14 protein-coding genes, 4 tRNA genes and 1 pseudogene are annotated in these 19,639 nt (G+C 69.0%); 14 read left to right on the top strand and 5 right to left on the bottom strand.

The genetic code is table 11. The features are described 5' to 3' along the window. Positions 1 to 47: 47 nt before the first annotated feature. Positions 48 to 2,954: a PQQ-dependent sugar dehydrogenase gene (locus ACQP00_RS43460; protein WP_433208538.1), complete on the top strand. Its 2,907-nt coding sequence runs from the start codon at positions 48 to 50 to the stop codon at positions 2,952 to 2,954. A 4-nt stretch (positions 2,955 to 2,958) separates the two neighbouring features. Here the strand turns inward: ACQP00_RS43460 and ACQP00_RS43455 are convergent, their stop codons facing one another. Continuing rightward, the gene (locus ACQP00_RS43455; RefSeq protein WP_433208535.1) at positions 2,959 to 4,986 is read right to left on the bottom strand and encodes a WD40 repeat domain-containing protein; all 2,028 of its coding nucleotides are present in this window, start codon (positions 4,984 to 4,986) and stop codon (positions 2,959 to 2,961) included. Between the two features lie 281 nt (positions 4,987 to 5,267). Between ACQP00_RS43455 and ACQP00_RS43450 the strand changes: the two genes are divergently transcribed. From ACQP00_RS43450 to ACQP00_RS43435, 4 genes are all read left to right on the top strand, one after another. Beyond that, the gene (locus ACQP00_RS43450) at positions 5,268 to 6,026 is read left to right on the top strand and encodes a hypothetical protein (protein WP_433208532.1); all 759 of its coding nucleotides are present in this window, start codon (positions 5,268 to 5,270) and stop codon (positions 6,024 to 6,026) included. A gap of 87 nt (positions 6,027 to 6,113) precedes the next feature. Next, complete coding sequence (locus tag ACQP00_RS43445) at positions 6,114 to 6,524, top strand: GntR family transcriptional regulator (protein ID WP_433208530.1); 411 nt, start codon at positions 6,114 to 6,116, stop codon at positions 6,522 to 6,524. Positions 6,525 to 6,540: 16 nt separating this feature from the next. Then, positions 6,541 to 7,281, top strand: coding sequence for a YaaA family protein (locus ACQP00_RS43440; protein ID WP_433208527.1), 741 nt, complete (start codon positions 6,541 to 6,543; stop codon positions 7,279 to 7,281). A gap of 46 nt (positions 7,282 to 7,327) precedes the next feature. Beyond that, a complete protein-coding gene (locus ACQP00_RS43435) occupies positions 7,328 to 9,052 on the top strand; it encodes a hypothetical protein (protein ID WP_433208524.1) in 1,725 nt (574 codons plus the stop codon). Positions 9,053 to 9,056: 4 nt separating this feature from the next. Here ACQP00_RS43435 and ACQP00_RS43430 read toward each other — a convergent pair. Next, positions 9,057 to 9,129, bottom strand: a tRNA-Gly gene (locus ACQP00_RS43430). 71 nt (positions 9,130 to 9,200) lie between these two features. Between ACQP00_RS43430 and ACQP00_RS43425 the strand changes: the two genes are divergently transcribed. From ACQP00_RS43425 to ACQP00_RS43410, 4 genes are all read left to right on the top strand, one after another. Next, a complete protein-coding gene (locus tag ACQP00_RS43425; RefSeq protein ID WP_433208521.1) occupies positions 9,201 to 10,247 on the top strand; it encodes a CapA family protein in 1,047 nt (348 codons plus the stop codon). A 110-nt stretch (positions 10,248 to 10,357) separates the two neighbouring features. Further along, positions 10,358 to 10,430, top strand: a tRNA-Gly gene (locus ACQP00_RS43420). 15 nt (positions 10,431 to 10,445) lie between these two features. Beyond that, positions 10,446 to 10,516: transfer RNA gene (locus tag ACQP00_RS43415), tRNA-Cys, on the top strand. Between the two features lie 34 nt (positions 10,517 to 10,550). Continuing rightward, positions 10,551 to 10,625, top strand: a tRNA-Val gene (locus ACQP00_RS43410). A gap of 88 nt (positions 10,626 to 10,713) precedes the next feature. Here the strand turns inward: ACQP00_RS43410 and ACQP00_RS43405 are convergent. Continuing rightward, a pseudogene (locus ACQP00_RS43405) lies at positions 10,714 to 11,833 on the bottom strand (DUF3987 domain-containing protein); the annotation flags it as partial. 1,019 nt (positions 11,834 to 12,852) lie between these two features. Continuing rightward, positions 12,853 to 13,164 (bottom strand): hypothetical protein, encoded by a 312-nt coding sequence (locus ACQP00_RS43400; protein ID WP_433208518.1) that lies wholly within the window; start codon positions 13,162 to 13,164, stop codon positions 12,853 to 12,855. 188 nt (positions 13,165 to 13,352) lie between these two features. On the opposite strand from ACQP00_RS43400, the gene ACQP00_RS43395 reads away from it, so the two are divergent. The 4 genes from ACQP00_RS43395 to ACQP00_RS43380 all read left to right on the top strand — a co-directional run bounded on the left by ACQP00_RS43395 (position 13,353) and on the right by ACQP00_RS43380 (position 18,834). Then, positions 13,353 to 13,916: a hypothetical protein gene (locus ACQP00_RS43395; protein ID WP_433208515.1), complete on the top strand. Its 564-nt coding sequence runs from the start codon at positions 13,353 to 13,355 to the stop codon at positions 13,914 to 13,916. A gap of 1,522 nt (positions 13,917 to 15,438) precedes the next feature. After that, positions 15,439 to 16,293 carry a hypothetical protein gene (locus ACQP00_RS43390; RefSeq protein WP_433208512.1) on the top strand — a complete coding sequence of 285 codons (855 nt, stop codon included), beginning with the start codon at positions 15,439 to 15,441 and terminating at the stop codon, positions 16,291 to 16,293. A gap of 49 nt (positions 16,294 to 16,342) precedes the next feature. Continuing rightward, positions 16,343 to 18,376 carry an NAD(+) synthase gene (locus ACQP00_RS43385; protein ID WP_433208509.1) on the top strand — a complete coding sequence of 678 codons (2,034 nt, stop codon included), beginning with the start codon at positions 16,343 to 16,345 and terminating at the stop codon, positions 18,374 to 18,376. Next, positions 18,373 to 18,834, top strand: a complete 462-nt coding sequence (locus ACQP00_RS43380; protein WP_433208506.1) for an HIT family protein — start codon at positions 18,373 to 18,375, stop codon at positions 18,832 to 18,834. Before ACQP00_RS43385 ends, ACQP00_RS43380 begins: the two co-directional genes overlap by 4 nt. On the opposite strand, the gene ACQP00_RS43375 is transcribed toward ACQP00_RS43380, so the two are convergent. Further along, positions 18,799 to 19,143 carry a hypothetical protein gene (locus ACQP00_RS43375; RefSeq protein WP_433208503.1) on the bottom strand — a complete coding sequence of 115 codons (345 nt, stop codon included), beginning with the start codon at positions 19,141 to 19,143 and terminating at the stop codon, positions 18,799 to 18,801. The two genes, ACQP00_RS43380 and ACQP00_RS43375, sit on opposite strands and share 36 nt — an antisense overlap. 48 nt (positions 19,144 to 19,191) lie before the next feature. Between ACQP00_RS43375 and ACQP00_RS43370 the strand changes: the two genes are divergently transcribed. Beyond that, a complete protein-coding gene (locus tag ACQP00_RS43370; protein ID WP_433208500.1) occupies positions 19,192 to 19,623 on the top strand; it encodes a MarR family winged helix-turn-helix transcriptional regulator in 432 nt (143 codons plus the stop codon). The last annotated feature ends 16 nt before the right edge of the window (positions 19,624 to 19,639 follow it).

Below are 19,639 nucleotides of genomic sequence, written 5' to 3'. Positions count from 1 at the left end.
CGTTTTTGACAACCGGTGCAGTAGCCCTTGCGGGTGCAGTAATCGCGTTGAATTTCGGGCATTCCGCCGCGAATGCGGCGACGCTGCCGAACGGTTTTCAGGAGCAGGTCGTGTTCAGCGGCCTGACGCAGCCCACGAGCGTGCAGTTCGCCTCGGACGGGCGCGTTTTCGTCGCGCAGAAGAACGGCGTGGTCAAGGTCTTCGACAACCTGTCGGACCCGAGCCCGTCCGTGTTCGCCGACCTCTCCGGCAAGGTGCACGACTACTGGGACCGCGGCATGCTGGGCCTCGCGCTCGCGCCGACGTTCCCGGCCGACCCTTCGGTCTACGTGCTGTACGCCTACGACGCCCCGATCGGCGGCGCCGCGCCGACCTACGGCGACGACTGCGTGGTCCCCGGCGGCGGCGCCGGCGGCAACTGCATCGTCAGCGGCCGGCTGTCGAAGCTGACCGCCAACGGCAACGCCTGGACCGGCACCGAGCAGCCGCTGATCACCGACTGGTGCCAGCAGTTCCCCAGCCACTCCATCGGCGACCTGCACTTCGGCTCCGACGGTGCGCTCTACGTCTCCGGCGGCGACGGGGCCAGCTTCGGCGGCGCCGACTTCGGCCAGTTCGGCACCCCGGTCAACCCGTGCGGCGACCCGGCGGGGGAGGGCGGCGCGCTGCGCTCGCAGGACCTGCGCACGACCGGTGACCCGCTGCGGTACGACGGCTCGATCGTCCGCGTCGACCCGGCCAACCCGGCCGGCGCCAAGATCGTCGGGTACGGCCTGCGCAACCCGTTCCGGTTCACCACCCGCCCGGGCACCGGCGAGATCTGGACCGGCGACGTCGGCTGGAACTCGTGGGAGGAGATCAACAGGATCACCAACCCGGCCGGCACCGCCACCAACTTCGGCTGGCCCTGCTACGAGGGCAACGCCGTGCAGCCGGGCTACGAGGGCGCGGCGCTGTCGCTGTGCCAGAGCCTGTACACCGGGGGCGGGCAGACCGCGCCGTACTACACCTACAACCACATGAGCCAGGTCGTGCCCGGCGAGGCGTGCGGGTCCGGCGGCTCGTCGGTCACCGGGCTCGCGTTCTACCCGACCGGCGGCGGCTCGTACCCGTCGGCGTACAACGGGGCCCTGTTCTTCGCCGACTACTCGCGCGGCTGCATCTGGGCGATGATGAAGGGCGCCAACGGGCTGCCCGACCCGGCGCAGATCCAGACGTTCGCGGGCGGCGCCTCGACCCCGGCCTACATCACCATGGGCCCCGGCGACGACCTGTACTACGTGGACATGGTCGGCGGCACCATCCGCCGGATCCGCTACTTCCCGACCAACCGGCCGCCGATCGCCTCGTTCACGGCCACCCCGACCTCCGGCACCACGCCGCTCGCGGTGACCTTCAACGCGTCCGCCTCGACCGACCAGGACGTGGCCGACCAGAACCAGCTCACGTACCAGTGGGACTTCGACGGCAACGGCACGTTCGACGCGACCGGGGTGACGGCCAGCCACACGTACACCAGCGACGGCGGCTACTCGGCCCAGCTGAAGGTCAGCGACCCGCTCGGGGCCAGCGACACGTCCTCGGTCACCATCACCGCGGGCAACGGCTCACCGACGGCCGTGATCGACTCGCCGACGGCCGCCCTCAAGTGGGGCGTCGGCGACACGGTGTCGTTCTCCGGGCACGCCAGCGACCCGCAGCAGGGCAACCTGCCCGCCTCGGCATTGAAGTGGGAGGTGCTGCTGGAGCACTGCACCACCCCGGACGCGTGCCACACGCACTTCCTGCAGACGTTCAACGGCGTGGCCAGCGGCTCGTTCCCGGCGCCCGACCACGAGTACCCGTCGTACCTGCGGCTGCGCCTGACGGCCACCGACGCGGGCGGACTGACCAGCGTCTCCACCGTCGACCTGCAGCCCAAGACGGTCGACCTGTCCTTCGCCTCGAAGCCGTCCGGGCTGCAGCTCGCGGTCGGCTCGACGGCCCAGGCCACGCCGTTCACCCGCAAGGTGATCGTCGGCTCGACCAACACCATCAGCGCGCCGGGCCCGCAGACGACGGCCGCGATGACGTACGGCTTCGGCTCCTGGTCGGACAGCGGCGGGCAGACCCACACGCTGACCGCTCCGGCCGGGGCGACCACGTACACCGCCACCTACAACGGCATCCCCCCGATCGAGCTGCGGGCCAATGCCAACGGGCAGTACGTCTCGGCGGCCAACGGCGGCGGCGCCCCGCTGATCGCCAACCGCGGCGTGGTCGGCACCTGGGAGCAGTACGACGTGATGGACGTCGGCGGCGGCTTCGTGGCCCTGCGCAGCCGCGCGAACCTCAAGTACGTCACGGCCGAGGCCGGCGGCAACAACCCCCTGATCGCCAACCGCGACACGGTCAGCGACTGGGAGAAGTTCCAGGTCGTCGACAACGGCGACGGCACGATCGCCCTCAAGGCCAACGCCAACGGCAAGTTCGTGACCGCGGACCAGGGCGGCAACGCGCCGTTGATCGCCAACCGCACCGAGGTCGGCGCCTGGGAGCGGTTCACCAAGGTCAAGGCCCCGACGACGGTCAGCGTGACCGCCTACATCAACAACCTGCTGGTGTCGGCGTCCAACGGCGGCAACGGCCCGCTGATCGCCAACCGCGGCCAGGTCGGCGCCTGGGAGACCTACGACGTCCTCGACCTCGGCAACGGCTACGTGGCGCTGACGTCGCACGCCAACTACCAGTACGTGTCGGCGGCGAACGGCGGCAACGGCCCGCTGATCGCCAACCGCGGGGTCGTCGGGGCGTGGGAGATGTTCCAGATCGTGAACAACCCGGACGGGACGGTCAGCTTCCGGGCCAACGCCAACGGCAAGTTCGTGACGGCCGACCAGGGCGGCAACGCGCCGCTGATCGCCAACCGCGCCGAGGTCGGGGCCTGGGAGAAGTTCAGCCTCGCCCCGGCCTGATGCCTTACGGAGCGACCTCGCCGTCGAGCATGTCGGCGAGGTCGCCCCGCCCGCGCACCACAGCGATGTCGTTGCCGTAGCCGATCGCGACCCGCCCGTCCGGCAGCGCGGCGATCGCCCACATCACGTCGGGTGTGTCGAGCCGCCCGACCTGGGTGCGTGTTTCGATGTCCCACCAGCGCAGCGAATGGTCCAGGCTGACCGTGGCGAGCACCTTTTGCGTCACCACCACGACGCCCTGGATCTTGCTGTCGTGTGCGGTCAGCGGCTCCCCGACCGGCTGGCCGGTGCCGGGATCCCAGAAGCGCAGCGTCCGATCCGAGCTGGCGGAGATCAGCAGCCCGAGGCGCGGCTCCCAGGCCAGCATGTGGATCGACCCGGAGTGGCCTTTGAGCGGCTCCCCGACCGGTTCGCCGGTCTCGACGTCCCAGAGGCGGATGGTGTCGTCCAGGCTCCCGGAGGCCAGCAGCGTCCGTTCGAGGGGGATGGCGGCCAGTGCGTGGACCGCGTACGTGTGGCCCCGCATCGGCTCCCGGACCTCCTCACACGTGCTGGGATCCCACAGGCGGATCGTCTTGTCGCCGCCGGCCGTGGCGAGCAACGTGCGGCCGCCGTGGGGTACCGCCGCGAGGGCCTGCACCGCACCGCGCTGGCTCATCGGTCGCCCGACCGGCCAGCCGGACAGCGGATCCCACAGCCGCACCTGGTAGTCGCCGTCGCCGGTGGCCAGCAGCGTCCGGCCGTCCGGCATGTCGAGTGCGGCGAGCGCCCGGACCGACTCCCTGAACCCGGTCAGCGGCCGCCCGAACGGCTCGCCGGTGCCGGCGTCCCACAGCCGTACCGTGTCGTCGAGGCCACCGGAGGCCAGCAGGGTTCCGTGCGGGGTCGTGAGAGCAGCCAGCGCCCGCACCCACCGCGTGTGCCCGGTCCGGGGCGGCGTGGTGATTGTTGTCGCGGCGAAGTCCCACATGCGGACCGTACGGTCCCAGCCTCCGGACGCGATCAGGGTCCGCCCGCCGGGCATCGGCACGGCCGCGACGCCGGCGACGTTGTGGGACTGGCCGGTCAGCGGCACGCCGACGGCTGCCCCGGTGCCGGGATCCCACAGCCGCACGGCTCCGTCGCCTCCGCCGGAGACCAGGAGCGTTTTCTTGAGTGGGAGGACGGCGAGCGCCAGTACCGTGGCGTTGTGTGCGGTCATCGGCTTGCCGACCGCTTCGCCGGTGTTGGGATCCCACAGCCGTATCCCGTCGTCCCCGCCGGAGGCGAGCAGCGTCCGCCCGTCGTCGAGCGGCAGGGCGACGAGGGCCGTCACGGATCTGGAGTGGCCCCGCAGCGGCTTCCCGACGGGTCGCTCGTTGATCGGATCCCACAGCTGGATCATCGCGCGGGCCGCGTTCCAGGCGAGGACCGTCCGTCCGTCGTGCAGCGGGACCGCGGCGAGGGCTGACACCCAGTCGTTCTCCGCGTCGATCGGCGCCCCGACGGCCTTCGCGGTGACGGGGTCCCACAGGCGCACCTTGCCGTCCTTGCCACCGGAGGCCACCAAAATCCGGCCGTTGTACAGCGGCAGCGCGGTCACGGCGGAGACGCGCTTGCCGTGCCCGGTCAGCACCGCCGCCTGGCCCGTCTCGGGGTCCCACAGGCGGACTGTGCCGTCCTCGCCGCCGGACGCGATCAGCGTGCGCCCGTCGGCGAGCGGCACCACCGCGACCGCCTCCACCCAGCCGGTGTGGCCCGTGAACTCGGTGCCGAGCTGTACTCCGGCTACTGGGTCCCACACGCGCACCGTTCCGTCCCGGCCGGCGGAGACCACCAGGCTCTTTCCGGGTACCGCCGCTACGTCTTGGACTTCGTTGGTGTGCCCGGTCATCGGGGCGGCGGCTGCGGCGGGGGCGGTGCTCCAGACGGGTTGTGCTGTTGGACTGGCCCAGATGGGAGCGCCCTTGAATCCGGCGAGCGCGAGCCGCACCCGGTCGGCAGTGTTGTTGTCTTCCAGGAGATCGGCGGCGTCCAGCACCGCTGCCCACATGCGGCCTCGATCGCCGGCGGTTTGGAGGGCGGTCAGGAGTACACCTGGATTGGATGCTGTTATTAGCCCGGGCGACGCTATGAGCTGATCCAGGCGGTCTTCGGCGGCGGCCGCTTCGATCAGGCGGCGCAGCCCGTCGACGGGGAGGGCGGCCCATCCGGCGAGGGTGGCCAGGACCAGTTCCCGCTCGAACACCGATCCGACATCGTCAGCCATCAGTACAGTCTGGAGCACGATCTCCGCTGCCCGGGCCCTGCACGGGCCATGGCATGATCACCGCCGTGCGAAGGACGTTGATGGTGACCCTCGTGGCGGTCGTGCTGGCCACGGCCGCCTGTGACGCGAAGCCGGCCGGCTCGGCTCCGGCGTCGTCAGCGGCGGCATCGTCGTCCGCGAGCGCGCGGGAGGAGCTGGCCGCCGGGCTGGTGCGGACAGCGGCGGTCCCGAGCGCGTACACGGTGGAGACGGCCGAGGAGACCGGCGCCGTGACCGGCACCATGACCGGCGTCAGCGACCCGGCGCGCGGGGCCTCCAGCGGCACGTCCGAGGTCCGGTCCCCGGTCGTCGGCAAGCTCGAGAGCACGGTGATCGGCGACGACGTGTACAGCCGCGGCAACGCGAGGGCGCTGGCCACCGACCACTGGACGCACATGAGCCTCGCGCGGGCGCCGCTGGTCGCGCAGATCGGCTTTGCCGGCATCGTGGCGACGGTCGGGTCGGCCGCCGGTGCCCTCACGTACGTGGTCCGGACGGGGCCCGGGGCGTTCACGGGGCGGCTGGACCCGTCCAAGCTGAGCCGCACCTCGCCGGAGTACGAATTTTCCGCGGCCGCGCAGGTCTCGTTCGAGGCCATGCTGGACGGGCAGGGTTACGTCACGAGCCTGGTCCTGCACTCCCCGTCCGTCGCGCCGGGCATGAAACCGGAACGGGTCACGATCCGCCTGAGCGGGTTCGGCACGCCGGTGACGGTCGCCGCCCCGCCGCCGGCCGAGGTCAAGGAGGCCGGCGACGAGGCCCGGGCCTTGTACGGCAACGGCTGAGCCACCTGGCCCGCCGCCGCCCGTCTTGTACCGCTGCGGCTGAAGCAACTTCGTCGTGTAGGGCCATAGGGGCCTACATTCACCGCCGTGTACAAACGGGGGCGCAAGGGGCAGGCGCGGTACCGCGACATCGCCGATGCCATCCGCGAACGTATCGGCGCCGGGGAGTATGTCGCGGGGCTTCCGCTGCCCTCGGAGGCCATTCTCACGGCGGACTTCGGTGTCAGCCTCATGACCGTCCGGCGGGCGCTCGCCGTGCTGCGCGAGGAGGGCCTGATCGCCACCAGGCGCGGCCGGGTCGCGCGGGTGCGCAACCCGCCGCCGCGGCGCCGGGTGCTGCTGCCCGCGGGGGCCACGCTGGTCAGCCGGATGCCCAGCGATGACGAGCGGGCGCGGCTGGGCATCGAGCGGGGCGTACCGCTGCTGGAGATCCGCTACGCGGACGGCACCGTCGCGCAGGTGAACGCCGAGACCGTCGAAATCGTGGCCGACCCCTGAGCGGTACTGTCCGCACGTGCTCATCCTCCTCCCGCCCTCCGAAGGCAAGGCCGACGCCCCCCGGCGCGGGACGCCGCTCGACCTGGCGAGCCTCTCCGTGCCGGCGCTCACCGACGCGCGCCGGGCCGTGCTCGACGACCTGGTGAAGCTCGCCACCGAGCCGGACAAGGCGCTCGCCACGCTCGGGCTCACCGAGGGGCAGGTCGGCGAGGTCGAGCGCAACGCGCGGCTGGAGACCGCGCCCGCCGTCGCCGCCGGCAAGGTGTACACCGGCGTGCTCTACGACGCACTCGGATTGGCCACGCTCGATCCGGCCGCCAAACGTCGCGCCGCGAAGCAGTTGCTCATTTTCACGGGGCTGTGGGGCGTCGTGGGCATCGGGGACCGGATTCCGCCGTACCGGTGCTCGATCGGGGTCCGGCTGCCCGAAACCGGAACGCTCACCGCGCACTGGAAACGCGCACTGCTCGCGCCGCTGGACGAACTGGCCGGGGACGGGCTGGTGCTCGATCTGCGCTCGTCGGCGTACACCTCGATGTGGGTCCCGCGCAACTGCGTCACCGTTCGTGTGCTGCACGGCGGCAAGGTGGTCAGCCACTTCAACAAGGCCACCAAGGGCCGCATCGTGCGCGCGCTGCTCACCGCCGGCGCACGGCCCCGCAACGCGGTAAAGCTCACGGAAACGTTGCGCGAACTCGGTTATCGCGTCGAGGAGCCCCGATCGGGTCAACTGGACATCCACGTGGAGCAGCTTTAGCCATTCGGCTGCGGGGCCCGGCGTCGATCCGGGAACGTCAGGGAATGTGGACCACACGCTGACCCGCCGTACCGTGCTCGCCACCGCCGGTGCCGCTCTCGCTGGGGCGATGCCGAACTCCGCCGAGCCGACCGAGGACTGGGCCGCCGCTTTGCCGGCCGCCGGGAATGCGCAGCCGATCAGCATGGCGATGCACATTCACGGGCCGTTCAGCGAGGGCACCGCGAGCTTCTCGGCGCACTTCGAGCAGGCCCGCAAGCACGACGTCGACGTGATCTGGTGGACCGATCACGACTTCCGCATCGCCGCGTTCGGGCACCGCCAGGCCGTGCATTTCGACGGCGCCTCCGAGCCCGAGAACGGCGAGGACTGGAAGTGGGCCAAGGAGCTCGAGGGAAAGCCGACCGGCACCGTCGCCGCGTTCGTCGCGTCGCCCCATTCGCCGCAGGACGGCACCGGCAAGGCACTCCGGCTCGCTTCCAAGGGCAAGGGCATCCTCTGGTACCGCGGGCAGTCCTGGAACAACACCATGAACTCCTGCATCGCTGACACCGAACTCACGCTGGACCTGTTGCCGGAAACGCTCCCGGCCGACGGCTCCCTGCTGTTCGAGCTGCAATTGTCGAACCATCCCGGCAAGGGGGTGCTGACGTTGCGGTACCAGATCGGCCCCTTCCCGGCGGTCACGCACACGGCCAAGGGGGCGGTCGGCACGGTGCGCCTGCCGATCAAGCCGGCACAATGGCAGGAATTCACGTTCGTGCTCGTCGACGACGTCGCCAAGCTGTGGCCGGACATCGCCGCCGGCGACAATGCGCTCACCGGTCTGCGGATCGGGACGCAGAATGCGGGCTTCGTCGTCGACCGGCTCACGTTCCACCGCTCGCGCCGCGCCGGGCAGGCTGGTGAGCAGCTGCGGGCCGAGGTCATCGCGGCCGCCGCGGTCAAGCACGGGGCCGGGATCACGCATTTCCGGGCGCTGGAGGTGTCGCTGGTGCGGCACCTGAACTGGTTCGGCGGCGACCTGCGATTCCCGTCCTTTCCGAATCCGCCGATCCGCGACAACAACGCCGACCTGACCGCCTCGATGGTCCGGTACCTCAAAGCGCACGGCGGCCTCGTCTGCTGGAACCATCCGATGGACGTGGCCAAGCGCGACGAGCTCGTGAAGCTGATGCTGGACCGCGATTTCCTCGGCGTGGACCTGGTCGAGATCGGCCGCAAACCGTACGACGATCTGCTCTGGGTCCTCGACGTCGCGGCCCGCAACGCGCTGTTCTTCACCGCCGTCGGCAGTAGCGACGACCACGACGCGAAGGATTGGGCGAAGGAGCCGGAACACGACATCACGTACGTGTGGGCGAACTCGACGGCGCAGGCGGATCTGCTGGCGGCTCTGGCCAAGGGCGCGGCGTGGTTCACGGATCTGGCGCGGTACCGGGGAAGCCTGGATCTGCGCATCGGCGGCGTTTCGCACATGGGCGCCGTACTGCTGCGGAAGACGCCCGTGACGGTCGAGGCGATCGCGACCGGATTGCCCAGCGGGGCCAAGGCGGAAGTGATCGTGGGGGTGGCGGACGAGGCGGGGACGGTACCGTCGAAAAAGGTCGAAAAATCGAAGACCGTCACGGTGCAGCCCGGCCACTATGTCCGTGTCCAGGTCCGCCTGGCCGGGGGCGACATCGTGGGAGTGTCCAACCCGCTGTGGGTGCTCGCGAAGGCGCCGAAACGGCCGATTCCCGCGGTCCGCCTGCGGGCACTCGGGGCATGAAAAGAGCGGACGACGGGATTCGAACCCGCGACCCTCACCTTGGCAAGGTGATGCGCTACCAGCTGCGCTACGTCCGCACTGAGAAAGCACTGTAGCGCATCGCGCGGCGGGACTGCCGACGGGGGCCGTCACCCGTTAGCGTGACGCCGTGAAGGTGCGCGTGCTCGCCCTGACGCTGCTGCTCGCGGGCTGCAGCGAGTCCCCCGCGGCCCCGACCCCGCCGGCCGCGGCCGCCGCAAGTCCGGCGCCGTCCGTGACGACGTCGCCCGCCCCGGCCGAACTGCGCCTCGCCTTCGCCGGCGACGTCCATTTCATGGAGCGCACCGCCAAGTTGCTCGCGAACCCGCAGACCGCCTTCGGCCCGATCGCGTCGACCCTGGCAGACGCGGATCTGACCGTGGTCAACCTGGAAACGGCGATCACGTCGCGGGGGACGCCGGAGCCGAAGACGTACCATTTCAGGACCGAACCGAAAGCGATCGACGCCCTCAAGGCCGCCGGAATCGACGCGGTCACCATCGCCAACAACCACATCCTCGACTACGGCCGCGTCGGCCTGCTCGACACTCTGGACGCACTGCACGCCGCCGAGTACCCGTACTTCGGCGCGGGCAAGAACACCGACGACGCGTACGCCCCGCTGTACACGACGGTGAAGGGCGTGAAGATCGCCCTGCTCGGCTTCAGCCAGGTCCACGAACTCGCGACGACCTGGGCCCCCGGCCCCGACAAGCCCGGCGTGGCCCTGGCCTTCGACAGCAAACGCGCCATCGCCGCCGTGACCGCCGCCCGCGCCCAGTCCGACCTCGTGATCGTCTTCAACCACTGGGGCGAAGAGGCGAACAGCTGCGCCAACAGCGAACAGAAGACCTTCGCCGCCCAACTCGCCAAGGCCGGCGCGGATCTCATTATCGGCGCGCACGCCCACACCCTGCAGGGCTCGGGCTGGCTGGGCAGCACGTATGTCGCCTACGGCATGGGCAACTTCCTCTGGTACGGCACCTCCAAGAGCACCGAAACCGGCGTCCTGCGGCTGACCGTCCGCGCCCGATCCGTCGTCCGAACCGAGTTCCTGCCCGCGGTCGTCTCCGACACCGGCCAGCCCGTCCTGCTGACCGGCGACAAGGCCAAGAAACTGACGCAGCGGTACACCGGCCTGCGCGCCTGCGCCGGCCTGTCCGCGACAGCCAGCTGAATTTCCGCAGCTCAGACCGGCCCGACGCGCCGAAGCGGGATACCGGTTTGGCATGGGGGTTGGAGGTCGGCTAAAGTTTGCATCCGTCGCCGACGAACGCGGTCGGCGGTGCGGACGTAGCGCAGCTGGTAGCGCATCACCTTGCCAAGGTGAGGGTCGCGGGTTCGAATCCCGTCGTCCGCTCGGGAAAGTCACCACGGTGGGGTGGCCGAGAGGCGAGGCAACGGCCTGCAAAGCCGTGTACACGGGTTCAAATCCCGTTCCCACCTCGGAGCTGCACTGTTTGTGTGTGGCACCTTTGAAGGGCGATTGGCGCAGTGGGAGCGCGCTTCCTTGACACGGAAGAGGTCACTGGTTCAAACCCAGTATCGCCCACCAGCTCAGAGGGCCTGTCGAGTCATCGACAGGCCCTCTTGCATGTCCCGGTAGACAAACTGGGTGACATGACTCCCTAGTCTTTGAAGATCTCGGCGGCCCGGGAGGGCCAGCCGACGCGGAGCATGTCTCCCGCATGGCCCTTGAGGAACACCTCGAGGTTGGGCGTACCCGAGTAGCGCCGGCGATCGTGGCGAAGATGCCACCCTCCGGCGACAGCACGGCCAGCCGGCCACCCTGCGAGACGAGCAACGATGCCGCCGCTTCGCTCGTCACGTCGTCCGCGACCAACTGCGGCATCGCCGGGACCGTCACCGCGTCGGCCTGCATCGCGGCGGCGGTGGCTTCGGCGAGCAGGGTGTCGCGGCCGGACTCGTCGGCGTTGGCGGCGGCGTTCGCGGCCCGCTCGGCGGCCTTGCCCGCGACGCGCTGCGCGAGCTCGGCCTCCACGATCGCCGGGCGAACCCGGTCCATGAGGTGCCGCTCGGCGCTGAGCAGCGGGCCGGTCATGGCCGAGAACACGGCGGACTTGCGGGAGCCGGGCGGCAGGACGACGACCGTGTACAGGTTCGTCGGCTCCCGCCAGTTCCCGCGCACCTCCACCTCGGCGCGTCCGCCCGCGGCCGTGGAGAGCGCTGCCGTGGCGATGCTGCCGGCCAGGTCGACCGGCGTTTGGCTGAACTCCGCGACGCCGTGGACCATCCCGGCGACCCACCGGGCAGCACCTCGGCCGGGAACGCTGGCAGATGCCGTCCGGCGCCGAGTTGGATGAGCGGCGGCCAGCCGCCGGCGGTGGCCGTGTCGAGCATCGCTCGGCCGGCGGCCACCACGTCGGTCACGTCGGCGCCGGAGGTGGCCAGCTCGGCGAGCTGGGCGCCGAGGTTGACCACGTGGCGGCGGCGGGCGTGCTCGGCGACAATGCCGGCGTAGTGGCCGGCGTTGCCGGGCGTTGGGACGGCTTGCATGAGTGTGTGCAGGTACGGTGCTCCGCCCACCTTCTGCAGGTCGCCGGACTCGGCGAGGTAGGCGGCGAGGGCGATGGCGTCGGTGGGGCGGCCGGTGCTGTGCAGGGCGAGCAGGGCCTCCCACAGCACGGCGTGGGAGGGCCGGTGGAAGTCGGTCGGGTCGAGGGTGGCGGCCAGGTCGGCGACGACGTGCGGGGCGAGCAGCGCGGCACCGATGACGGCTTGCTCGGCGGCCAGGTCGTGCAGGGCACGGGAGACGGTTGGCGTTCCTTTCAGCGTGCGGCGCGTTCGATCGCGGTCGTGAGGTCGTGGGCCAGGCCGCGATGCAGTGCCAGCCGATCGACTTCCGTATACAGCGCCCATCGGTCAGAGCAGTACCGTGGCACGTTCGATCCGGACGCCGGAAGTTCCATAGACGTCCAGCTGTGTCAGTACGGTACGCTCCCACCGCTCTTCCTGATTGAGTTCGCAAGTGATGACTGCGAAGGACATGAAATGACACCGCGCCAAGCGCGCGAGCTGCACGCAGTGCTTGCTCTCTACCTAGCGGGGCTGGATGGAGGTGAAGTGGACGTCGACGCGGCCTGAACGTGTGAGCCGTTAACAGTAATGCCTGGGATCACCAGCAAGTGATCCCAGTGCTGCTAGATGTGCCTAACGAAGCCATTCCCTCGGTTCATCGGGGATCTCTGCCACTAGCCGGTGTAGTTCGGAATCGTCATAGCCGGTACGAAGGTTATCGAATCCACGAGTCGCAATTTGTCGCAAGAAATGACTCATGCAAACCTTAGCAAGGGCGCGAACGTCCATCCCATTTGCGATAGATGGGAGCGGCTGCCAATCATCCTCGCGATCGAGGCCAGCATAGAACTGGTGCCCACCTGCCGGACGCGGCTTTTTCGAGCCTCCCCGACGATGCCAGGCAACGACGCATCGCGGCCCAACATACTTATCCCCCTGATGCACCCAATAGTTGATCGCCGCAAGATAGTCCGCTATCGGTAGGTCCGATACTCTCCCACGATCATGCGCACGGACTAGGCGAAGAAGGGGGCGGATCCACGACTCTTCTCTTCCAAGAAGATACCTCGTTCCTGAGCCGGCAACCCCGATTCGCCCGCTTGGCGATCCCGGCGCAGACAAATTCTGATGCCATGCAAACCGATACCTAGGCTTACCTGTGCTTGGGTCAATCACATTGTTGATGCTGAAGATCCTACGCCCGACGTGCTGCAGGAAGGCCGAAGCGACAATCGTGTTCGCCGCTAAATTTCTGGGCATTGTCCGGAGATGTCGCGCGGTATTTCCCGGTTTGCGGCGTTCACGATTACGCTGAGAGATTGCTCGAATGTAAGACCCCGGCGTCCACGCAAGACGGTGCTTATCCATTCCGGCGGGCGTGTGCCTGCACCAGTCGCTCCGATGCCTGCGCAGCCGAGCAGACCACCGCCATCCACGGCCTCAAGACGCATGATTTTCACCGCATCTTCGACGGCACGGCCATTCAAGAACGACAGTCGCCGATCGGCAACCATCCAGACGCTGTATCGACTGTGCACGGAGAGCACGAAGGTCACATCACCACCATAAAGCGGGAGGCAATGTGGTTGGCAACCGTGCCGTACGCGAGCGGACCGGCGCGCACTCCGGGATGGTTTGTCCAGGTCGGACCATGGATTGGCGCTGATCCAGTGGGTTCTATCGTCGATCGAAGGGGTGTGCAGGATATTTACAGATATTGTACGTACCGGCTACGGTGGGTGACGTGAGTCTAGATGACGCGATCAATCAAGCCCGCGGTCTTGCCAAGTCGCTAGACGACGCCGAACGGCGCAGGAGGGAGCAGATTCAGCGGGAGCGCGAGGAGATCCTGGCGCTCGGCAGGCAGGCTGCAGAGCGGCTGGCGGATTGGGGGAACGAGCAGCACGTTCAAGTGGCACCCGCCAAGTGGCACCGGTTCGGCCCATATCGCGACGGGGAGGGCGGTCGCTACCACGTGATAGAGCGTCAGCGCTGCTGGGTTCTGGCGGAAACTTGGGGAATTTACGACCGAAGCAGCGGCGGACCTAGTCTTTATTCCCCCGTCCTGCTCCTTGCGGACGGCACAATCAAGCGCTTTTGGCCGATTCCCCTAGGTCTACACCGATCCTCCATGGCGGACGACGAGGTTGCCGAGTATGTGACCGGATTGCCATTCAAGTCAATCCATGATGAAGACCAGTTTTGGATTTCCGACTCTCATCATTCTTCAAATGTCGATAAGGTAAAGCATAAGCTCGCGTCGGCTATCGTCAGGTACGAACGTGCCCTGGTGCGCTGGCTGGATTAATCTATGGTCGGGCGGACGTAATGAAGCGTAATAGCTGCCGGTCCCCGTTTGCTGGGACCTACCGGCCGCACACCGTACTGCTAGTACCAGACCGCGACCCTGCCGGTCTCACCGTGGCCTGCTCGCGGCGTGGGTGGCAAAGCGGGCGAAAACTGAACGGGACTGTCGCGCGCAATCACGGATGCCCAGGGACCGTTACCGCAGTTCACACGGCAAGTTGGCCGAGGCCGCCGTGTCATGATCAGTCGTTGACACGGAAGAGGTCACTGGTTCAAACGCAATATCGCCCACCAGCAGTTCAAGGGCCGTTCCATACAACTGGAAACGGCCCTTGATTCGTTCGGGGGTCATCCGTATTGGCGGTAGACCTTCTCCGTGACGGCCGTGGCCCCTTTCGACGTTCGAGGGTTCGCGGAGCGTCACCTGGGCGGGCCTCGCACTGCCTCCGGGCGATGCCGAGCTGCTTCGGGGCGGACCAGGGGCGTCTATGAGCCGGCCAGCAGCCGCATTGTGAAGATGAGGTCGGCGAACCCCGCAGGGACGGTCGAATGCATGGTTGCGGTGATAGGTCCGTTCCAGCCCATCCGCCGGCTCTACGACCATGCCGGCGTTCTCCGACCATCGATCGACGCGCTCCCAAGTGGCGCCGCGAACGATGCCGAGGAAGTTGTGGCCATCAAACTCTTCGCGAATCGCTTCAGGCGCTTGCCGGACCGCTTTGCCCTCAGGGCCACGCGTCCAGGCTTGCGTATCGGGGGACATGCGCCATGGAGTCTGACCAGCACGTGCCGGCGCCGAGCGACGTCAAGGAAGCTGCCCCCGCCGAGGTGCCGCCGTTGGCCCTGGTCGGCATTGTCAGTGCGGTGCTGGCGCCGATTGCGGCCGGGCTGGTGCTGCTGATTTTCTTCCGGTTCGGGCGGGTTGCGGAGCCCACCACCGCGGACGTGCAAAGTGCCAATCGAGTGTTCGTGACGGCTCGGAGTGTGGTGCCGGGTGCAGGGTGGGGGCCCCCTGCTGGTGGTCAACCTCGTGGCGGCCGTCGGGTTCGGGCTGTTCATGCGCCACCGCACCGACCGGTTCGACCACGCCGAGCGCCGGACCTGCGGATTGAGCAAAGTCACGTCAGGCGTGGTGTTGCGGTTGCGATGCACACTCACGGCGACCAACGCGTGGACGTCCACGGTCACGCTGCCTGGTCGGTGTCAGCGATCCGCCGGGTGCCGTGTTCGAGCCCGGTTCCGGGACGCTGGCGCGGGGCGATACCTCCCCGCGATTGTGATTGACGCCGGTGCGCGGTGTCCGGTCGTGTTCATCCTCCGGGACGAGCGGCGGGGCAAGGAGATCCGCAGCAGCTTCGATGGTTGCCACTAAAGGTGGGTCGCTGAGGTGGGCGGATAGCGCTTCGGCAGGGTGGGAGGGACACGCGTTCATGTGGGTGTGGCCGACCGGTTGAGTGGGAGCGGTCGTCGATCTCCCGGCGGAGGGATAGCGTCGGCGTCGATACCTACAACGGGAGGTAGCGATGGCCTGGAGAGCCGCACGCTCGTTGGTGGTCCTCCAACAGCAATTACAGGCCGGGGCGCCGCAGGCGCGGCCGCCTGGGACCGGGGCCGATGAGTGGGGGTTGATCGGGGACGCGGCGCATGATCCGACGTCGGATCACACGCCGCATGACTTTCCTGGGTGGGGGAGTCAGATTGTCACCGCGGCGGATTTTCCCAATCGGCCTGACCTTGGGCTTGATGCCCATGCGGTGCTCGACGACATTCGGCGGTCGCGGGATGCCCGGGTCAAGTACGGGATCTCGAACGGGCAAATCTATTCGAGTTACGCGGTCAGCGGGTACCCGGCGTGGGCCTGGCGACCGTACAACCCGAAGAACGGGGACCGGCACTTCACGCACGGCCACCTTTCCGTCGTCGGCGATGCGCGGGCCGACGGTACGCAACCCTGGCAGACGATCGGCGCGGCTTTTGCCGAGGAGGATGACGACGACATGGGCGCTTCGCTTGGTCCGATCAACATCGAGCGCGAGGGGATCACCTCGCTGACCATTCCGCCGGTGCAGGCCGGGGCGGCCGATCCGCGGTCGGCGTGGCTGAACTTCTGCAATGACACGGGCGTGGCGTATGGGCTGCGGGTCTGGTACTCGACCGGCAACGAGAACTTCGCGCCGTTCCCGGGGACCAGCAACGGGCTGCTCGCGATCCGGTCCGGGCAGCGGTGGTCGCAGGAGATTCCCGCCGGTACCGCCTGCCTGTCGATTCTGCGCCAGGCGATCGACCCGGACGGGAACATCGTGAACCCGACGGCCGAGTATCGCGCCTACCCGGGCCACCTCACCCTGGTGATCGAGCGCGGGCCGGTCCGGCGGTAAAAAAGTACCTGCGCGGAGCCGGTGGGCGGGGTTGGACCATGATGGGAACGTGAACTTCCGGTCGATCTACGCCCACGGCTTCGTCCGGGTGGCCGCCTGCACCGGGCGGACCGCCATCGCCGACCCGCCCGCCAACGCCGAAGCGATCCTGCGGCAGGCGCGGGAGTGCTCGGACGAAGGGGTCGCGCTCGCCGTGTTCCCGGAGTTGGGGCTCAGCGGGTACAGCATCGAGGATCTCCTGCTCCAGGACGTTGTGCTCGACGGGGTGGAGGACGCGCTCGCCCAGGTCGTGGCCGGCTCCGCCGAGCTGCTGACCGTGCTGGTGGTCGGGGCGCCGCTGCGGCATCGGGGGCGGGTTTTCAACTGCGCGGTTGTCGTACACAAGGGGCAGGTTCTCGGGGTCGCGCCGAAGTCGTATCTGCCCACGTATCGCGAGTTCTACGAGACGCGCCAGCTCACCCCGGGTGACCTCGAACGCGGCGGGACGATCGCGGTGGGCGGGCGTGAGGTGCCGTTCGGGCCGGACCTGTTGTTCGCCGCCGCGGATGTCGCGGGGTTCGTCCTGCACGTCGAGGTGTGCGAGGACATGTGGGTGCCGGTGCCGCCGAGCGCGGAGGCCGCCCTGGCCGGGGCGACGGTGCTGGCGAACCTGTCCGGCAGCCCGATCACGGTCGGCCGGGCCGAGGACCGCAAGCTGCTGAGCCGGTCGGCGTCGTCGCGGTGCCTGGCGGCGTACGTGTACGCCGCGGCCGGGCTCGGCGAGTCCTCGACCGACCTGTCCTGGGACGGGCAGACGATGATCTACGAGAACGGGGTGCTGCTCGCCGAGACCGAGCGGTTCCCGGACGGCGACCGGCGCTCGGTGGCCGACGTCGACCTCGACCTGCTGCGCCAGGAGCGGCAGCGGATGAACTCGTTCGACGACAACCGGCGCACCCACCAGGACCGGACCAGCGGCTTCCGGCGCATCCCGTTCACCCTCGACCCGCCCGCCACCGATCTCGGGCTGCGGCGGGTCGTCGAGCGCTTCCCGTTCGTGCCGGCGGACGTCGAGCGGCTGGCCCTGGACTGCTACGAGGCGTACAACATCCAGGTGTCGGGCCTGCGCCAGCGGCTCGCGGCGATCGGGGAGCCGAAGGTCGTGATCGGCGTCTCCGGCGGGCTGGACTCGACGCACGCCCTGATCGTGGCGGCGCGGGCGATGGACCGGGCGGGCCGGCCGCGCACCGACATTCTCGCGTATACGATGCCGGGTTTTGCGACCTCTGGCGGTACCAGAGACAACGCTTTTGCCTTGATGCGCGCGTTGGGCGTGAGCGTGCACGAGCTCGACATCACCGCGACCGCCCGTTTGATGCTCGCCGAACTGGGGCATCCGTTCGCCGCCGGCGAGCCGGTGTACGACGTGACGTTCGAGAATGTGCAGGCCGGGCTGCGCTACGACTATCTGTTCCGGATCGCCAACTACCGCGGCGGCATCGTGCTGGGCACCGGGGACCTTTCGGAATTGGCGCTGGGCTGGTCGACGTACGGCGTCGGCGACCACATGAGCCACTACAACGTCAACGGCGGGGTGCCGAAGACGCTGATTCAGCACCTGATTCGCTGGGTGAGCAACAGCGGCCAGTTCGACGAGTCGGTCGACAAGATTCTGAGCGTCATCGTCGAGCAGGAGATCAGCCCGGAACTCGTGCCGGGGGAGGAACTGCAGTCGTCGGAGTCGAAGGTCGGACCCTACGCTTTGCAGGATTTCACGCTCTTCCATGTCCTCCGGTACGGCATGCGCCCCTCGAAAATCGCGTTCCTCGCCTGGCACGCATGGCACGACGTGGAGGCCGGGGCGTGGCCGGTGCATTTCCCGCCGCACCGCCGCCGCGCCTACGACCTGCCGGAGATCCGGCACTGGCTCGAGGTGTTCTGCAAGCGGTTCTTCGGGTTCGCGCAATTCAAGCGCTCGGCCCTGCCGAACGGCCCGAAGGTCTCGGCCGGCGGTTCGCTGTCCCCGCGCGGCGATTGGCGGGCCCCGTCGGACGGCAACGCCGAGGCGTGGCTGCGCGATCTGGCGCGGTGGGACCTTTCGTGAGTTGCTTCAGTTGTACCCAGAATGCCCAAGCGGACGCGCTGCCCCAGCGGGAACGGATCGCGGGCGACGAGCACTGGCGGGTCGCGCACGCCTTCGATTCGGGGCTGCCCGGATGGCTGATTCTGGTGCCGCGGCGGCACGTGACGGCGCTCGCCGCATTGACCGACGACGAGGCGGCGGCGCTGGGTTCGTGGCAGGTGCGATTGTCGCGCGCGCTGCACGAGACGACCGGGTGCGTGAAGACGTACGTGGCGCAGTTCGCGGAGGCGGAAGGCTTCGAGCACGTGCATTTCCACGTCGTGCCGCGGGCCGCCGATCTGGCTGCGGACCTCATCGGGCCGCGGGTGTTCGGACTGCTGAAGCCGCCCGCGGAGCGCCGGATTCCCGTTGCCCAGGTGGACGAGCTGTCGGCGCGGCTGGCGTCATTGCTGGGCGGCGGCGAGCGCTTCGTGCAGTGACGCGAAGCGATGGGCCAGCGCGATTCTGCCGTCGCGGACCCGGAACAGCGTCGCCACTTGCGCCGGCTCGCCGCCGTCCCAGCTCGCCTCCTGCTCGACCACCATCGAGCCGGGTCCGGCCGGGTGGTACGAGATCGGGGACAGCCGGATGCCCGACCGGATGATCCAGCCGGCGAAAGCGGCGGCCGGGATCGGACCGGCGCCGCGGGGCCCGGAGACGTCGACGGGGTCGGTGACGGCGGCCTGCGCGGCTTCGAGATCGCGCCGGTTGACGGCGTCGTGCCAGGCGTTGATCGCGTCCTCTAGCATGGTGCCACCGTATGCGTTTTGCATACGGGGCGACAAGGGGGCGGGTGCATGGAAGCGGGCGGCGGGCGGGTTCTGTTCGCGTTCGTACGGTTCTGGTCGCGGCGCTGGACCGGCGCCGACCCCGACCGCGGGCGGGACGTCATGGTGCTCGAGGCGATCACCGCCCTCGCGGGGCGCGGCGGCGGGGCGGCGCCGTCCGTCAACGACGTGGCCCGTGAACTCGGCCTGGACCAGTCCGGCGCCAGCCGGCTGATCACCCGGGCGGAGCGGCTCGGGCTGCTGCGCCGGGAGGCGCCGCGCGGCGTCGGCGCGGCCAGCGCGGTGCGCGTCACGGCCGGCGGGGAGGCGCTGCTCGCGGACGCGCACGCCTGGCAGGACGACGTGCTGCGCCGGCTCACCGCGGGCTGGCAGGAGGAGGACGTGCGCACGCTGGTCACGCTCATGGGCCGGCTCGTCGATGCCCAGGGCGCGGCACCGTAGCCCTACGATGAGCCGC

Source organism: Dactylosporangium sp. CS-047395 (assembly GCF_050942185.1).
Lineage (GTDB): Bacteria > Actinomycetota > Actinomycetes > Mycobacteriales > Micromonosporaceae > Dactylosporangium.
The sequence above is the reverse complement of the archived record's forward strand: the minus strand, read 5'-3'. Positions and strand labels throughout refer to the sequence as shown.